31 protein-coding genes are annotated in these 15,656 nt (G+C 47.7%); 1 reads left to right on the top strand and 30 read right to left on the bottom strand.

Annotation, left to right across the window (positions count from 1 at the left end; all coding sequences use genetic code 11):
• On the top strand, positions 1-233 hold a 233-nt coding region (locus SPK40_RS22685), incomplete at its 5' end, for a hypothetical protein (RefSeq protein ID WP_330961984.1).
• Between the two features lie 324 nt (positions 234-557).
• On the opposite strand, the gene rplQ is transcribed toward SPK40_RS22685, so the two are convergent.
• The 30 genes from rplQ to SPK40_RS22535 form a co-directional block, all read right to left on the bottom strand.
• Positions 558-944, bottom strand: a complete 387-nt coding sequence (rplQ, locus tag SPK40_RS22680; RefSeq protein ID WP_330961983.1) for a 50S ribosomal protein L17 — start codon at positions 942-944, stop codon at positions 558-560.
• Between the two features lie 33 nt (positions 945-977).
• Positions 978-1,967, bottom strand: coding sequence for a DNA-directed RNA polymerase subunit alpha (locus SPK40_RS22675; RefSeq protein WP_036751098.1), 990 nt, complete (start codon positions 1,965-1,967; stop codon positions 978-980).
• A 23-nt stretch (positions 1,968-1,990) separates the two neighbouring features.
• On the bottom strand, positions 1,991-2,611 hold the full coding sequence (rpsD, locus tag SPK40_RS22670) for a 30S ribosomal protein S4 (RefSeq protein WP_036751101.1): 621 nt from the start codon (positions 2,609-2,611) through the stop codon (positions 1,991-1,993).
• A 32-nt stretch (positions 2,612-2,643) separates the two neighbouring features.
• On the bottom strand, positions 2,644-3,033 hold the full coding sequence (rpsK, locus tag SPK40_RS22665; RefSeq protein WP_027251961.1) for a 30S ribosomal protein S11: 390 nt from the start codon (positions 3,031-3,033) through the stop codon (positions 2,644-2,646).
• A gap of 19 nt (positions 3,034-3,052) precedes the next feature.
• Positions 3,053-3,409, bottom strand: a complete 357-nt coding sequence (gene rpsM / locus SPK40_RS22660) for a 30S ribosomal protein S13 (RefSeq protein WP_011078812.1) — start codon at positions 3,407-3,409, stop codon at positions 3,053-3,055.
• 144 nt (positions 3,410-3,553) lie between these two features.
• Positions 3,554-3,667 carry a 50S ribosomal protein L36 gene (gene rpmJ / locus SPK40_RS22655; protein WP_000868186.1) on the bottom strand — a complete coding sequence of 38 codons (114 nt, stop codon included), beginning with the start codon at positions 3,665-3,667 and terminating at the stop codon, positions 3,554-3,556.
• Positions 3,668-3,696: 29 nt separating this feature from the next.
• Positions 3,697-5,028, bottom strand: a complete 1,332-nt coding sequence (gene secY, locus SPK40_RS22650; protein WP_036751106.1) for a preprotein translocase subunit SecY — start codon at positions 5,026-5,028, stop codon at positions 3,697-3,699.
• A 22-nt stretch (positions 5,029-5,050) separates the two neighbouring features.
• Positions 5,051-5,485 (bottom strand): 50S ribosomal protein L15, encoded by a 435-nt coding sequence (gene rplO / locus SPK40_RS22645; RefSeq protein ID WP_036751108.1) that lies wholly within the window; start codon positions 5,483-5,485, stop codon positions 5,051-5,053.
• 5 nt (positions 5,486-5,490) lie between these two features.
• Positions 5,491-5,670, bottom strand: coding sequence for a 50S ribosomal protein L30 (rpmD, locus tag SPK40_RS22640; protein ID WP_248144372.1), 180 nt, complete (start codon positions 5,668-5,670; stop codon positions 5,491-5,493).
• Positions 5,671-5,675: 5 nt separating this feature from the next.
• The gene (gene rpsE / locus SPK40_RS22635; protein WP_036751114.1) at positions 5,676-6,173 is read right to left on the bottom strand and encodes a 30S ribosomal protein S5; all 498 of its coding nucleotides are present in this window, start codon (positions 6,171-6,173) and stop codon (positions 5,676-5,678) included.
• Positions 6,174-6,185: 12 nt separating this feature from the next.
• A complete protein-coding gene (rplR, locus tag SPK40_RS22630) occupies positions 6,186-6,539 on the bottom strand; it encodes a 50S ribosomal protein L18 (protein WP_027251955.1) in 354 nt (117 codons plus the stop codon).
• Between the two features lie 9 nt (positions 6,540-6,548).
• A complete protein-coding gene (gene rplF / locus SPK40_RS22625; RefSeq protein WP_036751116.1) occupies positions 6,549-7,082 on the bottom strand; it encodes a 50S ribosomal protein L6 in 534 nt (177 codons plus the stop codon).
• Positions 7,083-7,095: 13 nt separating this feature from the next.
• Positions 7,096-7,488, bottom strand: coding sequence for a 30S ribosomal protein S8 (gene rpsH / locus SPK40_RS22620; RefSeq protein WP_248144373.1), 393 nt, complete (start codon positions 7,486-7,488; stop codon positions 7,096-7,098).
• A gap of 35 nt (positions 7,489-7,523) precedes the next feature.
• Positions 7,524-7,829, bottom strand: coding sequence for a 30S ribosomal protein S14 (gene rpsN, locus SPK40_RS22615; protein WP_036751122.1), 306 nt, complete (start codon positions 7,827-7,829; stop codon positions 7,524-7,526).
• A 15-nt stretch (positions 7,830-7,844) separates the two neighbouring features.
• Entirely contained in the window at positions 7,845-8,384 is a 540-nt protein-coding gene (rplE, locus tag SPK40_RS22610; protein WP_248144374.1) for a 50S ribosomal protein L5, read from the bottom strand.
• Positions 8,385-8,399: 15 nt separating this feature from the next.
• On the bottom strand, positions 8,400-8,714 hold the full coding sequence (gene rplX / locus SPK40_RS22605; RefSeq protein WP_248144375.1) for a 50S ribosomal protein L24: 315 nt from the start codon (positions 8,712-8,714) through the stop codon (positions 8,400-8,402).
• Positions 8,715-8,726: 12 nt separating this feature from the next.
• Positions 8,727-9,098 (bottom strand): 50S ribosomal protein L14, encoded by a 372-nt coding sequence (gene rplN, locus SPK40_RS22600; RefSeq protein ID WP_036751130.1) that lies wholly within the window; start codon positions 9,096-9,098, stop codon positions 8,727-8,729.
• 165 nt (positions 9,099-9,263) lie between these two features.
• Positions 9,264-9,518: a 30S ribosomal protein S17 gene (rpsQ, locus tag SPK40_RS22595; RefSeq protein ID WP_036751132.1), complete on the bottom strand. Its 255-nt coding sequence runs from the start codon at positions 9,516-9,518 to the stop codon at positions 9,264-9,266.
• The gene (rpmC, locus tag SPK40_RS22590) at positions 9,518-9,709 is read right to left on the bottom strand and encodes a 50S ribosomal protein L29 (protein ID WP_027251947.1); all 192 of its coding nucleotides are present in this window, start codon (positions 9,707-9,709) and stop codon (positions 9,518-9,520) included. Before rpmC ends, rpsQ begins: the two co-directional genes overlap by 1 nt.
• Entirely contained in the window at positions 9,709-10,119 is a 411-nt protein-coding gene (gene rplP / locus SPK40_RS22585; protein WP_027251946.1) for a 50S ribosomal protein L16, read from the bottom strand. The genes rpmC and rplP overlap by 1 nt, the downstream gene beginning before the upstream one ends.
• Before the next feature lie 11 nt (positions 10,120-10,130).
• Entirely contained in the window at positions 10,131-10,823 is a 693-nt protein-coding gene (rpsC, locus tag SPK40_RS22580) for a 30S ribosomal protein S3 (RefSeq protein WP_036751135.1), read from the bottom strand.
• Between the two features lie 19 nt (positions 10,824-10,842).
• Positions 10,843-11,175 carry a 50S ribosomal protein L22 gene (rplV, locus tag SPK40_RS22575; RefSeq protein WP_027251944.1) on the bottom strand — a complete coding sequence of 111 codons (333 nt, stop codon included), beginning with the start codon at positions 11,173-11,175 and terminating at the stop codon, positions 10,843-10,845.
• Between the two features lie 14 nt (positions 11,176-11,189).
• Positions 11,190-11,468, bottom strand: coding sequence for a 30S ribosomal protein S19 (rpsS, locus tag SPK40_RS22570; protein ID WP_007469141.1), 279 nt, complete (start codon positions 11,466-11,468; stop codon positions 11,190-11,192).
• Positions 11,469-11,488: 20 nt separating this feature from the next.
• The gene (gene rplB / locus SPK40_RS22565; RefSeq protein ID WP_211646415.1) at positions 11,489-12,313 is read right to left on the bottom strand and encodes a 50S ribosomal protein L2; all 825 of its coding nucleotides are present in this window, start codon (positions 12,311-12,313) and stop codon (positions 11,489-11,491) included.
• Between the two features lie 18 nt (positions 12,314-12,331).
• Entirely contained in the window at positions 12,332-12,634 is a 303-nt protein-coding gene (rplW, locus tag SPK40_RS22560; RefSeq protein WP_036751141.1) for a 50S ribosomal protein L23, read from the bottom strand.
• Entirely contained in the window at positions 12,631-13,233 is a 603-nt protein-coding gene (gene rplD, locus SPK40_RS22555) for a 50S ribosomal protein L4 (protein ID WP_036751143.1), read from the bottom strand. Before rplD ends, rplW begins: the two co-directional genes overlap by 4 nt.
• 16 nt (positions 13,234-13,249) lie before the next feature.
• Entirely contained in the window at positions 13,250-13,879 is a 630-nt protein-coding gene (gene rplC / locus SPK40_RS22550; protein ID WP_248144376.1) for a 50S ribosomal protein L3, read from the bottom strand.
• Positions 13,880-13,893: 14 nt separating this feature from the next.
• Complete coding sequence (rpsJ, locus tag SPK40_RS22545; protein WP_005501283.1) at positions 13,894-14,205, bottom strand: 30S ribosomal protein S10; 312 nt, start codon at positions 14,203-14,205, stop codon at positions 13,894-13,896.
• Positions 14,206-14,564: 359 nt separating this feature from the next.
• On the bottom strand, positions 14,565-15,041 hold the full coding sequence (gene bfr, locus SPK40_RS22540) for a bacterioferritin (RefSeq protein ID WP_036751150.1): 477 nt from the start codon (positions 15,039-15,041) through the stop codon (positions 14,565-14,567).
• 79 nt (positions 15,042-15,120) lie between these two features.
• Complete coding sequence (locus SPK40_RS22535; protein WP_330961982.1) at positions 15,121-15,354, bottom strand: (2Fe-2S)-binding protein; 234 nt, start codon at positions 15,352-15,354, stop codon at positions 15,121-15,123.
• Positions 15,355-15,656: the final 302 nt, after the last annotated feature.

The raw sequence follows: 15,656 nt of genomic DNA, 5'->3' as shown, positions 1-15,656 counted from the left end.
CGCTGAGTCTTGTGACTCAACTCTCGAAACGGGCGGCCATTCTATCGAATCAAAAAACAGTGTCAAACATTTTTTTTGATTTAATTTCTTGCCGCTTACCTCTCCGTACCGAACCGCTTTGTTGCCGTTCCTCCGTGTCGGTGAGGCGGCATTATAGAGAGTTCGAAAGCCCTGACAAGCAAAAAAACACAAAAAAATATCGAGCGCGTGAAAAACAAACAAATATTAGATAAGTCGAATAAAGATAAAGCGCCGCTCCCTTTCTCTCAGAGAAGATCAAAGGAATTTCATTCTGTTTACACTGCCCGAAATTGTTCTTGAAGCGTCAATACAGCACCAGAACTGCCTAAAGGCAACACAATCTATAACTTCAATTAAAAAAACATGTGTCGACGAAGCCCATGCACTTTTTCATTGAGAGAGCAAACTCAACAGATATATAAAGAGAGAAGAGAAGTACTGAAACCTTGTTTTTATCCCAAGTAAAGCAATTCTTAAATTTCAGATATAAAAAAGCCGGGTCATTCAACCCGGCTCTTTCTATAACGCGCTATTGCTTATTCAGCAGTAGCTTCTTCCTGTGCTTCAGGACGGTCTACCAGCTCAATGTAAGCCATAGGGGCTTTATCACCAGCACGGAAACCGCATTTCATGATGCGAGTGTAACCGCCTGGACGCTGAGCGAAACGTGGACCTAATTCGTTAAACAGTTTCGCAACGACTTCGTTATCACGAGTACGTGCGAATGCCAGACGACGGTTAGCTACACTGTCAGTCTTAGCTAGGGTAATCAAAGGCTCAATTACGCGACGCAGCTCTTTTGCCTTAGGCAGGGTAGTCTTGATAAGCTCGTGACGTACCAGAGAGCTAGCCATGTTGCTGAACATCGCTTTGCGATGACTGCTGTTGCGGTTGAGTTGACGACCACTCTTACGATGGCGCATGACCTAATCCTTCTAACTAGATATCAGTAACTATTAATCTTCAGCGATAGAGGCTGGCGGCCAGTTTTCCAGGCGCATGCCCAGAGACAGACCACGTGAAGCCAGCACGTCTTTGATTTCTGTCAAAGACTTCTTACCCAGGTTTGGCGTTTTCAGTAGCTCAACCTCGGTACGCTGAACAAGATCACCGATGTAGTGGATCGCTTCTGCTTTCAAACAGTTAGCAGAGCGAACAGTTAGTTCAAGATCGTCTACAGGACGCAGTAGGATCGGATCGAACTCCGGCTTCTCTTCTTTCTCTTCAGGAACTCGTACATCACGCAGATCTACGAATGCATCCAGTTGTTCAGCCAGAATAGTGGCTGCACGACGAATGGCTTCCTCAGGGTCAAGAGTACCATTGGTTTCCATATCGATAACCAGTTTATCAAGGTCAGTGCGCTGTTCAACACGCGCTGCTTCAACTGAGTAAGCGATACGGTCAACTGGGCTGAAAGTTGCATCAACTAACAGACGGCCAATTGGACGCTCATCTTCATCACTGTGAATACGAGCAGAAGCTGGTACATAGCCGCGACCACGTTCTACCTTGATGCGCATGCTGATGTCAGCATTGTCATCAGTCAAATGGCAGATCACGTGCTCTGGGTTCGCAATCTCAACATCACCATCATGGGTGATGTCACCTGCAACAACAGGGCCTGCACCAGATTTGCTGAGAGTCAGGATAACTTCGTCTTTTCCTTCAACCTTAACGGCCAGGCCTTTCAGGTTTAATAGGATTTCAAGAACGTCCTCCTGGACTCCCTCTTTGGTGCTGTACTCGTGTAACACACCGTCGATTTCTACTTCTGTCACTGCGCAACCAGGCATAGATGACAGAAGAATACGACGTAGAGCATTGCCCAGAGTGTGGCCAAAACCACGCTCCAGAGGCTCAAGAGTTACTTTTGCGTGCGTCGTGTTAACTTGTTCAATATCAACAAGACGCGGCTTAAGAAATTCTGTTACAGAACCCTGCATTGTGTCCTCTCTTAACTATAGCCTTACTTAGAGTAAAGCTCGACGATCAGGTGTTCGTTGATGTCGGCAGACAAATCAGAACGTTCTGGAAGACGCTTGAAGGTACCTTCCATTTTGTTGCTGTCTACTTCGACCCAAGTCGGCAGTTCACGCTGAGTAGCAACTTCAAGAGCTGCTTTGATGCGTGCTTGGTTCTTAGCTTTCTCACGAATGCTAACAACGTCGTTTGCAGCCACCTGGAAAGATGGGATGTTTACGACTTTGCCGTTAACCAGGATCGCTTTGTGGCTTACCAGCTGACGTGCTTCAGCGCGAGTTGCACCAAAACCCATACGGTAAACAACATTGTCCAGACGACCTTCCAGAAGTTGCAGCAGGTTTTCACCTGTGTTGCCTTTCAGGCGAGCAGCTTCTTTGTAGTAGTTACGGAATTGCTTTTCCAGTACGCCATAAGTACGACGAACTTTCTGCTTCTCACGAAGCTGAACGCCATAGTCAGACAGGCGGCCACGACGAGCACCATGTTGGCCCGGCGCGTTATCAATTTTACACTTGGTATCAATCGCGCGAACACCAGACTTGAGGAACAAGTCAGTGCCTTCACGACGGCTAAGCTTCAGCTTAGGACCCAAATATCTTGCCATGTTCTTTCTCCAATATTCCTAGAAACGAAACGTTATACGCGACGTTTCTTAGGTGGACGACAACCGTTATGAGGGATCGGAGTCGCATCAACAATGTTAGTGATACGGAAACCCGCTGCATTCAGAGCACGGATTGTTGACTCACGACCAGGACCTGGGCCCTTAACCATAACTTCCAGGTTCTTAACGCCATATTCTTTGGCCATTTCACCACAACGCTCAGCAGCAACCTGTGCAGCGAACGGAGTAGATTTACGAGAACCACGGAAACCAGAACCACCGGCAGTTGCCCAAGCCAGAGCATTACCTTGACGGTCAGTAATGGTAACGATTGTGTTGTTGAAAGAAGCGTGGATGTGCGCTACGCCATCAGCAACTTGCTTGCGTACGCGCTTACGAGCGCGAGTTGGTTGTTTTGCCATTGTACTCTACCTTATCCGATTATTTTTTGATCGGCTTGCGCGGACCCTTACGGGTACGAGCGTTGGTTTTAGTACGCTGTCCACGTAGTGGTAGACTGCGACGATGACGAAGACCACGGTAACAACCAAGATCCATTAGGCGCTTGATGTTCATGGAAACTTCACGACGTAGATCACCTTCTACAGTGTACTTAGCTACACCATCACGCAGTTGATCGATCTGCTCTTCAGTCAGTTCACTGATCTTAACATCTTCAGCAATACCCACATCAGCCAGAATGGCTTTTGAGCGAGTTTTGCCGATACCGTAGATCGCAGTCAGTGCGATTACAGCATGCTTTTGATCAGGAATGTTAATGCCTGCAATACGGGCCACTATTCACTCCTAGTACTTATCAAGAATAACCGCTGTAAAGCCCGTTTAGGATACACAGCGGTGTTACAATTCTTTTGCACACACAAAAGATGGTTGGCTAATGTAGCCAACCTACCTTCAATTTGCAAGAAATATTTCTGCTGATTAGCCTTGGCGCTGCTTGTGCTTTGGCTCGCTGCAAATTACACGCACAACACCGTTGCGCTTGATAACTTTACAGTTACGGCAGATTTTCTTAACGGAAGCACGAACTTTCATTGCTAAACTCCGTAAATGGATAACCAAACTTATCGGCCGTAGCCTTTAAGATTAGCCTTTTTCAAAACCGACTCATACTGTTGAGACATCAGGTGTGTCTGAACTTGAGCCATGAAGTCCATAATAACCACAACTACGATTAGTAGTGACGTACCGCCAAAGTAGAAGCGAACGTTCCAAGCAATCATCATGAACTCGGGGATCAGACAGATAAAGGTGATGTACAGTGCACCTGCCAATGTCAGGCGTGTCATTACTTTATCAATGTATTTCGCAGTCTGCTCGCCCGGACGAATACCAGGTATGAACGCACCGGATTTCTTCAAGTTATCTGCTGTTTCACGTGGGTTAAATACCAACGCCGTATAGAAGAAACAGAAGAAGATAATCGCAGTCGCATAAAGCATCACGTACAGTGGCTGACCTGGACTCAGTGCCAGAGACACATCCGTCAGGAAACCAAAAGTACCTTCTCCGTTACCACCGAACCACTGAGCCAGTGTGCCAGGGAACAAAATGATACTAGATGCAAAAATTGCTGGAATCACGCCTGCCATGTTGATTTTCAACGGCAGATGAGTGCTCTGGCCTGCATAGACACGACGGCCTTGCTGGCGTTTAGCGTAGTTTACAACGATACGACGCTGACCACGCTCCATGAACACTACAAAGTAAATTACAGCAAAAGAAATAACTGCAATTGCCAGTAGAAGAAGTACGTGCAATTCACCTTGACGCGCTTGCTCTACGGTCTGTCCAATAGCCGGTGGCAATCCTGCAACGATACCTGTGAAAATAATCAGAGATATACCGTTACCAATGCCACGTTCTGTAATTTGCTCACCTAACCACATCAGGAACATGGTACCGGTGACCAAACTTACGACCGCAACAAAGTAGAAACCCAGACCCGGATTATGTACCAGACCAGGAATCATACTCGGTAACCCCGTCGCAATACCAATTGCTTGGAAGGTTGCCAACACAAGCGTGCCATAGCGAGTATACTGGCTGATCTTACGGCGACCAGACTCACCTTCTTTCTTCAACTCGGCTAAAGCCGGATGAACAACCGTTAGCAACTGGACAATAATTGAAGCCGAAATATACGGCATAATGCCCAGTGCCAAAATGGAAGCACGCTCAAGTGCACCACCAGAGAACATGTTAAACAGTTCAATGATGGTGCCCTTTTGCTGTTCGAACAGATCGGCTAGTACAGCAGCGTCAATACCAGGAATCGGCACAAAAGAGCCAGCTCGGAAAATTAAGATAGCTCCTATTACGAATAACAGGCGAGTCTTAAGCTCTGCTAGGCCACCTTTTGCGCTACTAAAATCTTGTCCTGGTTGTTTAGCCATCTGTACCTCATCCTCGAGTTAATTATTCCTCGATTTTACCGCCTGCAGCTTCGATTGCAGCTTTAGCGCCTTTAGTCACGCGTACGCCTTTCACTGTAACAGCGCGGCTGATCTCACCAGACAGAACAACTTTTACAGTTTCGATGTTCTTAGTGATCACGTTTGCAGCTTTCAGTGTTTCCAGGCTTACTACGTCACCTTCAACTTTCGCCAGTTCAGACAGACGAACTTCAGCTGTTACCAGGCTCTTGCGAGAAGTAAAACCGAATTTTGGTAGACGCTGTTTCAGAGGCATTTGACCGCCTTCGAAACCTGGGCGAACAGAACCACCTGAACGTGATTTCTGACCTTTGTGACCACGGCCACAAGTTTTACCCAGACCTGAACCGATACCACGGCCTACGCGCTTCGCAGAAGGCTTAGAACCCGCAGCCGGAGACAGAGTATTCAAACGCATTCTGATTACTCCTCTACTTTAACCATGTACTGAACTTGGTTGATCATACCACGTACACATGGTGTATCTTCCAGTTCAACAGTGTGGTTGATGCGACGTAGGCCCAAGCCACGCAGGGTAGCTTTATGTTTCGGCAGACGGCCGATTGAGCTACGAGTCTGAGTTACTTTGATTGTTTTAGCCATGTCGATTACTCCAGAATTTCTTTAACAGAAAGACCACGCTTAGCAGCGATCATTTCTGGAGAGTTCATACCACTCAAACCGTCAATAGTCGCGCGAACGATATTGATTGGGTTTGTAGAACCATATGCTTTTGCCAGAACGTTGTGAACGCCAGCAACTTCCAGCACTGCACGCATTGCACCACCGGCGATGATACCTGTACCTTCTGATGCAGGCTGCATGTACACTTTAGAACCAGTGTGGCGACCTTTAACAGCGTGGTGCAGAGTACCCTCGTTCAGGGCAACAGTAACCATGTTACGACGTGCTTTTTCCATTGCTTTCTGGATTGCAGCAGGCACTTCACGTGCTTTGCCGTAACCGAAACCAACGCGACCATTACCGTCGCCAACAACAGTCAGGGCAGTAAAGCTGAAAATACGACCACCTTTAACCGTCTTAGATACACGGTTAACAGCGATCAGCTTTTCTTGCAGATCTGATTGAGTTTTTTCGTTAGCCATCTTCCGCCTACCTTAGAATTTCAGACCAGCTTCACGGGCAGCTTCTGCCAGTGCAGCCACTCGGCCGTGGTATTGGAAACCGGAACGATCGAATGCAACGTTAGAGATGCCTTTTTCAATCGCGCGCTCAGCAATGATTTTACCCACTACTGCAGCAGCGTCTTTATTACCGGTGCTCTTCACTTGCTCACGGATCGCTTTTTCTACGGTAGAAGCGGCAGCGATAACCTCGGAGCCATTTGGTGCGATTACCTGAGCGTACACATGGCGTGGAGTACGGTGTACTACCAGGCGAGTTGCACCCAGTTCAGCAATCTTACGACGTGCTCTGGTCGCACGACGGATACGAGATGCTTTCTTATCCATAGTGTTACCTTACTTCTTCTTAGCTTCTTTAATACGCACGACTTCGTCGGCGTAACGAACACCTTTACCTTTGTAAGGCTCAGGGCTACGGTAAGCGCGAATGTCTGCAGCAACTTGGCCAACCAACTGCTTATCGGTACCAGTCAGTACGATTTCAGTTTGAGAAGGACACTCAGCTTTAATACCTGCAGGCAGTTCATGCTCAACTGGGTGTGAGAAGCCCAGAGTCAGGCTAACTGCGTTGCCTTTGATAGCAGCACGGTAACCTACACCCTTCAGGGTCAGCTTCTTAGTGAAGCCTTCAGTAACACCAACAACCATGTTGTTAACCAGCGCACGAGCTGTACCAGCTTGTGCCCAGGCATCGTTGAAGCCGTCGCGAGGACCGAACTTAATGGTGTTCTCTTCCTGGGTTAGTTCAACTGCTTCGTTGATTACACGAACCAGTTCACCCTTACCACCTTTAACAGTGATTTCCTGACCGTTGAGTTTAACTTCTACGCCGGCAGGAACAACTACAGGTGCTTTTGCAACACGTGACATTTTCCTACTCCTATTAAGCTACGTAGCAGATAATCTCACCACCAAGACCTGCTTTACGAGCAGCACGGTCAGTCATCAGACCCTTGGAAGTGGACACAACGGCAATACCCAGACCACCCATCACAGTTGGCAGCGCATCTTTCTTCTTATAGATACGCAGGCCAGGACGAGATACGCGCTGGATTTGCTCGATAACAGGTTTAGCTTCGAAGTACTTCAGAGTAACTTCGAGTTCAGGCTTAACTTCGCCAGAAACGGCGTAGTCAGCAACATAACCTTCTTCTTTTAGCAGAGCTGCGATTGCAACTTTCAGCTTAGAAGATGGCATTTTAACAGCAACTTTCTTCGCTGCCTGACCGTTACGAATGCGGGTCAGCATATCCGAAATCGGATCTTGCATGCTCATAAGTCAATACTCCGTGATTCTTAATTGGTAATGAATTACCAGCTAGCCTTACGCAGACCCGGAATCTCGCCTTTCATGCAAGCTTCACGAACCTTGATACGGCACAGACCAAACTTACGTAGGTAGCCGTGTGGGCGTCCAGTCTGGTTACAGCGGTTACGCTGACGAGATGGACTTGAATCACGTGGCAGAGACTGAAGCTTGAGCACTGCATTCCAGCGGTCTTCTTCAGACGCATTCACGTCGCTAATTAGAGCTTTAAGCGCAGCACGCTTTTCAGCGAACTTAGCTACCAGCTTGGCACGTTTTGCTTCGCGTGCCTTCATAGATTCTTTAGCCATTAGTAACCCTTACTTTTACTTACGGAATGGGAAGTTAAAAGCAGACAGCAGAGCACGAGCTTCTTCGTCAGAGTTTGCAGTAGTTGTGATAGTGATATCCAGACCACGTACACGATCTACTTTATCGAAATCGATTTCTGGGAAGATAATCTGCTCACGAACGCCCATGCTGTAGTTACCACGACCGTCGAATGATTTCGGGTTTAGACCACGAAAATCACGGATACGAGGAACAGCAATTGAGATCAGACGCTCGAAAAAGTCCCACATACGTTCGCCACGCAGGGTTACTTTACAGCCGATCGGGTAGCCCTCACGGATCTTAAAGCCAGCAACAGACTTACGAGCTTTGGTAATCAGCGGCTTTTGACCTGTAATTGCGGCCATATCAGCAGCTGCGTTTTCCAACAGCTTCTTGTCGTTCAAGGCTTCACCGACACCCATGTTCAGGGTAATCTTTTCGATCCTTGGGACTTGCATGATGCTCTTGTACTGGAACTTGTCAGCAAGTTCTTTTACAACAGTCTCTTTGTAGTAATCATGCAGTTTCGCCATAGTACTACTCCAAAATTACTTGATAGTTTCGCCATTAGATTTGAAGAAACGAACTTTTTTGCCGTCTTCAAATCGGAAGCCTACACGGTCTGCTTTACCAGTTGCCGCGTTGAAGATTGCAACGTTAGAAGCGTCAATTGCTGCTTCTTTTTCAACGATGCCACCCTGGATGCCCATAGCCGGAACAGGCTTCTGGTGCTTTTTAACCAGGTTGATGCCTTCAACAACGATTTTACCAGTTGTCAGGACCTTAGTTACTTTACCTTTCTTACCTTTATCTTTACCGGCAAGAACGATAACTTCGTCGTTACGACGGATTTTAGCTGCCATTTTCGTCACTCCTTACAGTACTTCTGGCGCTAGTGATACAATCTTCATGAATTTCGCAGAGCGAAGTTCACGAGTCACCGGGCCAAAGATACGAGTACCGATTGGTTGCTCACTGGTGTTGTTCAACAGCACGCAAGCATTACGGTCGAAGCGAATGACAGAGCCGTCTGGACGACGAACGCCTTTACGGGTGCGCACAACCACCGCTTTCAGTACATCACCTTTTTTCACTTTACCGCGAGGAATTGCTTCCTTAACAGTAACTTTGATGATGTCACCGATATGTGCATAGCGACGGTGAGAACCACCCAGAACCTTAATACACATTACGCTACGAGCGCCGGAGTTATCGGCTGCATCTAGCATACTTTGCATTTGGATCATGTTAGTGCTCCGCTTATCAAAAACATCTAGACCCATCTCGGGTCGAATTCGCCTTTTTTACAAGGGCGGCGAATAATAACACCATTTTTTGAGAATGGGTAGATAAAAAATAAACGGCCCCATTTTTAAGGGGGGCCGCTCAGTTATGTCATTGCAAAAGTTCGCTTAGATGCGCGCTTTCTCAACAACGCGTACCAGAGTCCAAGATTTGTTCTTAGACAGTGGACGGCACTCACGAATTTCAACTGTGTCGCCGATGCCACACTCGTTGTTTTCGTCGTGAACGTGCAGTTTAGTCGTACGCTTGATGAACTTACCATAGATTGGGTGCTTCACGAAACGCTCGATAGCAACCACAATAGACTTGTCCATCTTGTCGCTAACTACACGACCCTGCTGAGTACGAATTTTCTCGCTCATTATGCGCCAGCCTTCTCATTCAGAACGGTTTTAACACGTGCGATATCGCGACGTACTGCTTTCAGAGTGTGCGTCTGTTGCAGTTGACCAGTCGCAGCCTGCATACGCAGGTTGAACTGCTCACGCAGCAGGTTCACAAGCTCAGCATTCAGTTCTTCAACGCTTTTAGCGCGCAGATCTTGTGCATTCATCACATCACCGCCTTAGTTACGAAAGTGGTTTTAACAGGAAGCTTACGTGCGGCCAGTTTAAAGGCTTCGCGTGCAAGATCTTCTGAAACACCATCCATTTCATAAAGAACTTTACCTGGTTGGATTTGGGCTACCCAGTACTCAACGTTACCTTTACCCTTACCCTGACGAACTTCCAACGGCTTGCTTGTAATAGGCTTGTCCGGGAAGATACGAATCCAGATTTGGCCCTGACGTTTGATATGACGAGTCATAGCACGACGAGCAGCCTCGATCTGACGAGCAGTGATACGGCCACGGCCAACTGCTTTCAGACCGAAAGTACCGAAGCTTACGTCAGTACCGTTCGCCAGACCGCGGTTACGACCCTTATGAGTCTTGCGGAATTTAGTGCGTTTAGGTTGCAGCATCGATAAACTCCTTATTTACGGCCTTTGCGTTGCTTCTTAGGCTTGTTATCAGCCTTAGGCTCAGCAACTGGCATGCCACCCAGAACTTCGCCTTTGAAGATCCAAGTTTTGATACCAATTACACCGTATTGGGTGTGAGCCGAAGAAGTCGCGTAATCAATGTCAGCACGCAGAGTGTGCAGAGGCACACGGCCTTCACGGTACCACTCAGTACGTGCAATTTCAGCGCCGCCCAGACGGCCACTTACTTCAACTTTGATACCCTTGGCACCCAGACGCATTGCGTTCTGTACCGCACGCTTCATCGCGCGACGGAACATAACACGACGCTCCAGCTGAGAAGCGATGCTGTCACCAACAAGCTGTGCATCCAGCTCTGGCTTACGTACTTCAGCGATGTTGATCTGCGCTGGAACACCAGCGATCTTAGCAACGCGAGCGCGCAGTTTTTCTACGTCTTCGCCTTTCTTACCGATAACAACGCCTGGACGAGCAGTGTGAATAGTCACACGGATGCTCTTCGCAGGACGCTCGATAACGATGCGAGACAGAGACGCTTTTGCTAATTCCTTAGTCAGGAATTGACGTACCTTGAAGTCGCCGTCTAGGTTGTCAGCGAATTCGTTGCTGTTAGCATACCAAGTGGTATTCCAAGGCTTCACGATGCCAAGACGAATACCATTAGGATGTACTTTTTGACCCATTGCTTTGTCTCCTACTCTCTTAGCGATCCGCTACAACAACAGTGATGTGGCTAGAACGCTTCAAGATGCGATCGGCACGGCCTTTAGCACGAGGCATAATACGCTTCATGGTTGGGCCTTCATCAACGAAGATTTTCGCAACATTCAGATCATCGATGTCTGCGCCTTCGTTGTGCTCAGCATTAGCGATAGCAGATTCCAGAACCTTCTTAACCAGGTCAGCAGCTTTCTTGTTGCTGAAAGTCAGAATTTCCAGTGCTTGTGCTACGGTTTTACCGCGCACTTGATCTGCAACCAAACGAGCTTTCTGCGGTGAGATGCGAGCAAAGCGATGTTTAGCGATAGCTTCCATTACCTATACTCCTCTTAGCGCTTCTTAGCTTTCTTATCTGCAGCGTGGCCGCGATAAGTACGTGTTGGTGCAAACTCGCCCAGCTTGTGACCGATCATTTCTTCAGAAACGAAAACTGGTACGTGCTGACGACCATTATGGACAGCGATGGTCAAACCGATCATCTGAGGGATGATCATTGAGCGACGGGACCAAGTCTTAACAGGCTTCTTGTCACCGCTTTCCACCGCTTTCTCTACCTTCTTCAGCAAGTGCAGGTCAATAAAAGGACCTTTCTTGAGAGAACGTGGCATGGCTTATCCTCTGATATAAATTACTTATTACGACGACGTACGATGTACTTGTCGGTACGTTTGTTCTTACGAGTTTTGTAACCCTTAGTCGGTACACCCCATGGCGTCACTGGGTGACGACCACCAGAAGTACGACCTTCACCACCACCGTGTGGGTGGTCGATTGGGTTCATTACAACACCACGTACGGTTGGACGAACACCGCGCCAACGTGAAGCACCGGCTTTACCCAGTTCACGCAGCATGTGCTCACCGTTACCAACCTCACCCAGAGTCGCACGACCTTCGGCAAGAACTTTACGCATTTCGCCAGAACGCAGACGAATAGTTACGTATGCGCCAGCACGAGCTACGATTTGTGCGTAAGTACCAGCTGAACGAGCCAGCTGAGCACCTTTACCAGGCTTCAGTTCAACACAGTGTACAGTTGAACCTACTGGGATGTTGCGCATTGGCAGGGTGTTACCTACCTTGATCGCAGCATCTGCGCCAGACTGGATAGTATCACCAGCTTGGATGCCTTTTGGTGCAATGATGTAACGACGCTCACCGTCTGCGTACAGAACCAGCGCGATGTTTGCGCTACGGTTTGGATCGTATTCCAGACGCTCAACTTTCGCTGGGATACCATCTTTATTACGCTTAAAGTCGATCAGACGGTAATGTTGTTTGTTACCACCACCGATGTGACGAACAGTGATACGACCGTTATTGTTACGACCACCAGTCTTAGAGTTTTTCTCCAGCAGTGGTGCGTACGGCTTACCCTTATGCAGGTCAGAGTTAACCACTTTAACTACGTGGCGACGACCTGGGGAAGTCGGCTTACATTTTACAATAGCCATTCTTCTTTGCTCCTAGCCTTACTCTGCACTACCAGCGAAGTCGATGTCTTGACCTTCTTTCAGGGTCACGTACGCTTTTTTCCAGTCGCTACGACGGCCTTGGCGCATACCTTGACGCTTAGTTTTACCTTTAGCAATCAGAGTATTTACAGACTTAACTTCAACTTCAAACAGTTTCTCAACTGCCGCTTTGATCTCACGCTTAGTTGCGGTCATCGCTACTTTGAAAACGATAGTGTTACCGTTCTCAGCAGCCATGGTCGCTTTTTCAGAGATGTGCGGAGCACGTAGAACTTTCAGGATACGCTCTTCGGTGATCATGCCAGCATCTCCTCAACTTGCTTAACTGCCGCAGCAGTCATCACTACTTTGTCGAATGCGATCAAGCTTACTGGGTCGATTGCAGCTGCATCACGTACGTCAACCTTGTACAGGTTACGTGCTGCCAGGAACAGATTCTCGTCCAGCTCGCCAGTGACGATCAGAACATCATTCAGTTCCAGCTCTTTCAGCTTGGCAACCAGCTCTTTAGTTTTTGGCGCTTCTACAGAGAAGTTATCAACAACGATCAGACGCTCTTGACGAACCAGCTCAGACAGAATGCACTTCATCGCACCGCGGTACATTTTCTTGTTAACTTTCTGGCTGTGGTCCTGAGGACGCGCAGCGAAAGTTACACCACCTGTACGCCACAGTGGGCTACGGATAGTACCGGCACGGGCACGACCAGTACCCTTTTGACGCCATGGCTTAGCACCGCCACCAGATACGTCAGAACGGGTCTTTTGTGCACGAGTACCTTGACGGGCACCTGCTGCGTAAGCAACAACTACTTGGTGTACCAGCGCTTCGTTGAACTCACGCCCAAAAGTAGCTTCGGAGACAGTTAGCGCATCAGCGCCTTTGACTACCAATTCCATTACTAACTCCTCGACGTTACGCTTTAACAGCTGGTTTTACGATCACGTTGCCGCCAGTTGCGCCTGGTACTGCACCTTTGATCAGAAGCAGGTTGCGCTCAGCGTCAACACGTACGATCTCAAGGTTTTGAGTCGTTACACGCTCAGCACCCATGTGACCAGCCATTTTCTTGCCTTTAAATACGCGACCTGGAGTCTGACATTGACCGATAGAACCAGGGGCACGGTGAGACAAGGAGTTACCGTGGCTCATATCTTGAGTACGGAAGTTCCAACGCTTAACAGCGCCTTGGAAACCTTTACCCTTAGAAGTGCCAGTAACGTCTACTTTCTTAATTTCGTTGAACAGTTCAACTTTCAGCTCAGCGCCTACTGCGAACTCTTCACCATTGTCCAGGCGGAATTCCCACAGACCGCGGCCAGCTTCAACACCTGCTTTCGCATAGTGACCAGCTTCAGCTTTGTTTACGCGGCTTGCTTTCTTAGAACCAGCAGTTACCTGGATAGCGTTATAACCATCAGTGTCTACAGTTTTAACCTGAGTAACACGGTTATTTTCAACTTCAACCACAGTAACTGGGATAGAAGCGCCATCTTCGGTAAAGATGCGGGTCATACCCACTTTACGACCGATTAGACCAATCATTCTCTTATCTCCCCTTAACCTAGGCTGATCTGAACGTCAACGCCAGCAGCTAGATCCAGACGCATCAGAGCATCAACAGTTTTATCTGTTGGCTCAACGATGTCGATAAGGCGCTTGTGAGTACGGATTTCGTACTGGTCACGGGCGTCCTTATTTACGTGTGGAGAAATAAGAACAGTGAAACGCTCTTTACGAGTAGGCAGTGGGATTGGACCACGAACCTGCGCGCCAGTACGCTTAGCTGTTTCAACGATTTCCGCGGTAGACTGATCGATCAGACGGTGATCGAACGCCTTCAGGCGGATACGAATACGTTGGTTCTGCATGAGACAGAGCTCCAATTATAAAAAATTTACACAAACAATATCGCCACTCAAACTCGCGAAGGCGAGAGAATGCCGATTGATTCATGTGAACGTAGCACCCCTTTTGGGCGCATTGTCAGCCAATTTAATGACTGCGAACATAAGTCAGAGTATACATTACCGAATCAGTTAAAGACCGATTCCTTCCTCAACGCTTATTGGTTCACAACCGTCTTCTCGAGACAGTGCGGGGGATTATACCGATCACAAAATGAAACGCAAGGGGGTGATGGGAAATTAAGCAATGAAATGAAAAAAGCCTTCAACCGAGTCTGTTGGCTGAAGGCCCGTACGTGTTTGTGTGGACTAGTCTTTGTGGATTAGTCTTCGTCTACAATCTGCGCCTGATTGTAATTGTTAATTCCCATTCGCTCGATCAAGCCAAGCTGGGTTTCAAGCCAGTCAACATGCTCCTCTTCATCTTCCAGGATGTCCTGGAATAAATCTCTGGAGACGTAATCTCTCACTTCTTCAGCATATTGAATGGCATCGCGTAAATCCGGAATCGCATCCATCTCCAGGGAAAGGTCACACTCAAGCATTTCCTTGGTATCTTCACCAATACGCAGCTTACCCAAATCCTGCAGATTGGGCACACCTTCTAAAAACAGAATCCGCTCGATCAGGTGATCTGCATGATTCATTTCATCGATTGATTCGTGGTATTCCTTGTCAGCAAGGTGCTTCAGGCCCCAATCTTTGTACATACGGGCATGGAGAAAATATTGATTGATGGCGACCAGTTCATTCCCCAATACCTTATTGAGGTGCTGAATGATTTTGGGATCGGCTTTCATTAGCGAACACTCCTCTCTCGGTTCCTATAAGCTTAGAACCGATCCGAAGTGTGTCAAAAGAGAGTGGAAACAGATTTTCCTAACTCGCTTTTTTGAGGGCAATATCAGTGATATCAATGACTGATATATCCTGGGAGGTATCCCGCTCTAAGACGACATGCTGGATGATACTTTTTGCCTGGCGGATACATTTACCACATTGAGAACCAAGCGGGGTGATCGCTTTAATCCCACGGATATCCGAAACCCCCTCTTCTTCAACGAGCTTGACAATTTTTTTGTCGGAAATTCCGTGGCACAGGCAAACGTACATAACAACTCTCTACATCTCAGTCTGCCTCAAATATAAACGAGAACTGTTAGCATTACTACTTCTGGCCCGTTGCTCCGCTAGATGAATTTGTTATCAAAGATGCACAAAAATGCTTGGAAAGAATAAGTATAAAAGTGAAGAAGTTAGGATATTACGATAAGACGGACTCTGTAAGACATGCCCGCAAGATACAAAAAAGGGAGCCGAAGCTCCCTTTTTATTGTTGATTCAATCTTTGCTAATTAAGCAACGATCTTAGCAACAACACCAGCACCAACGGTACGGCCACCTTCACGGATTGC

Source organism: Photobacterium sp. 53610 (assembly GCF_036409375.1).
GTDB lineage: Bacteria > Pseudomonadota > Gammaproteobacteria > Enterobacterales > Vibrionaceae > Photobacterium.
The sequence above is the reverse complement of the archived record's forward strand: the minus strand, read 5'-3'. Positions and strand labels throughout refer to the sequence as shown.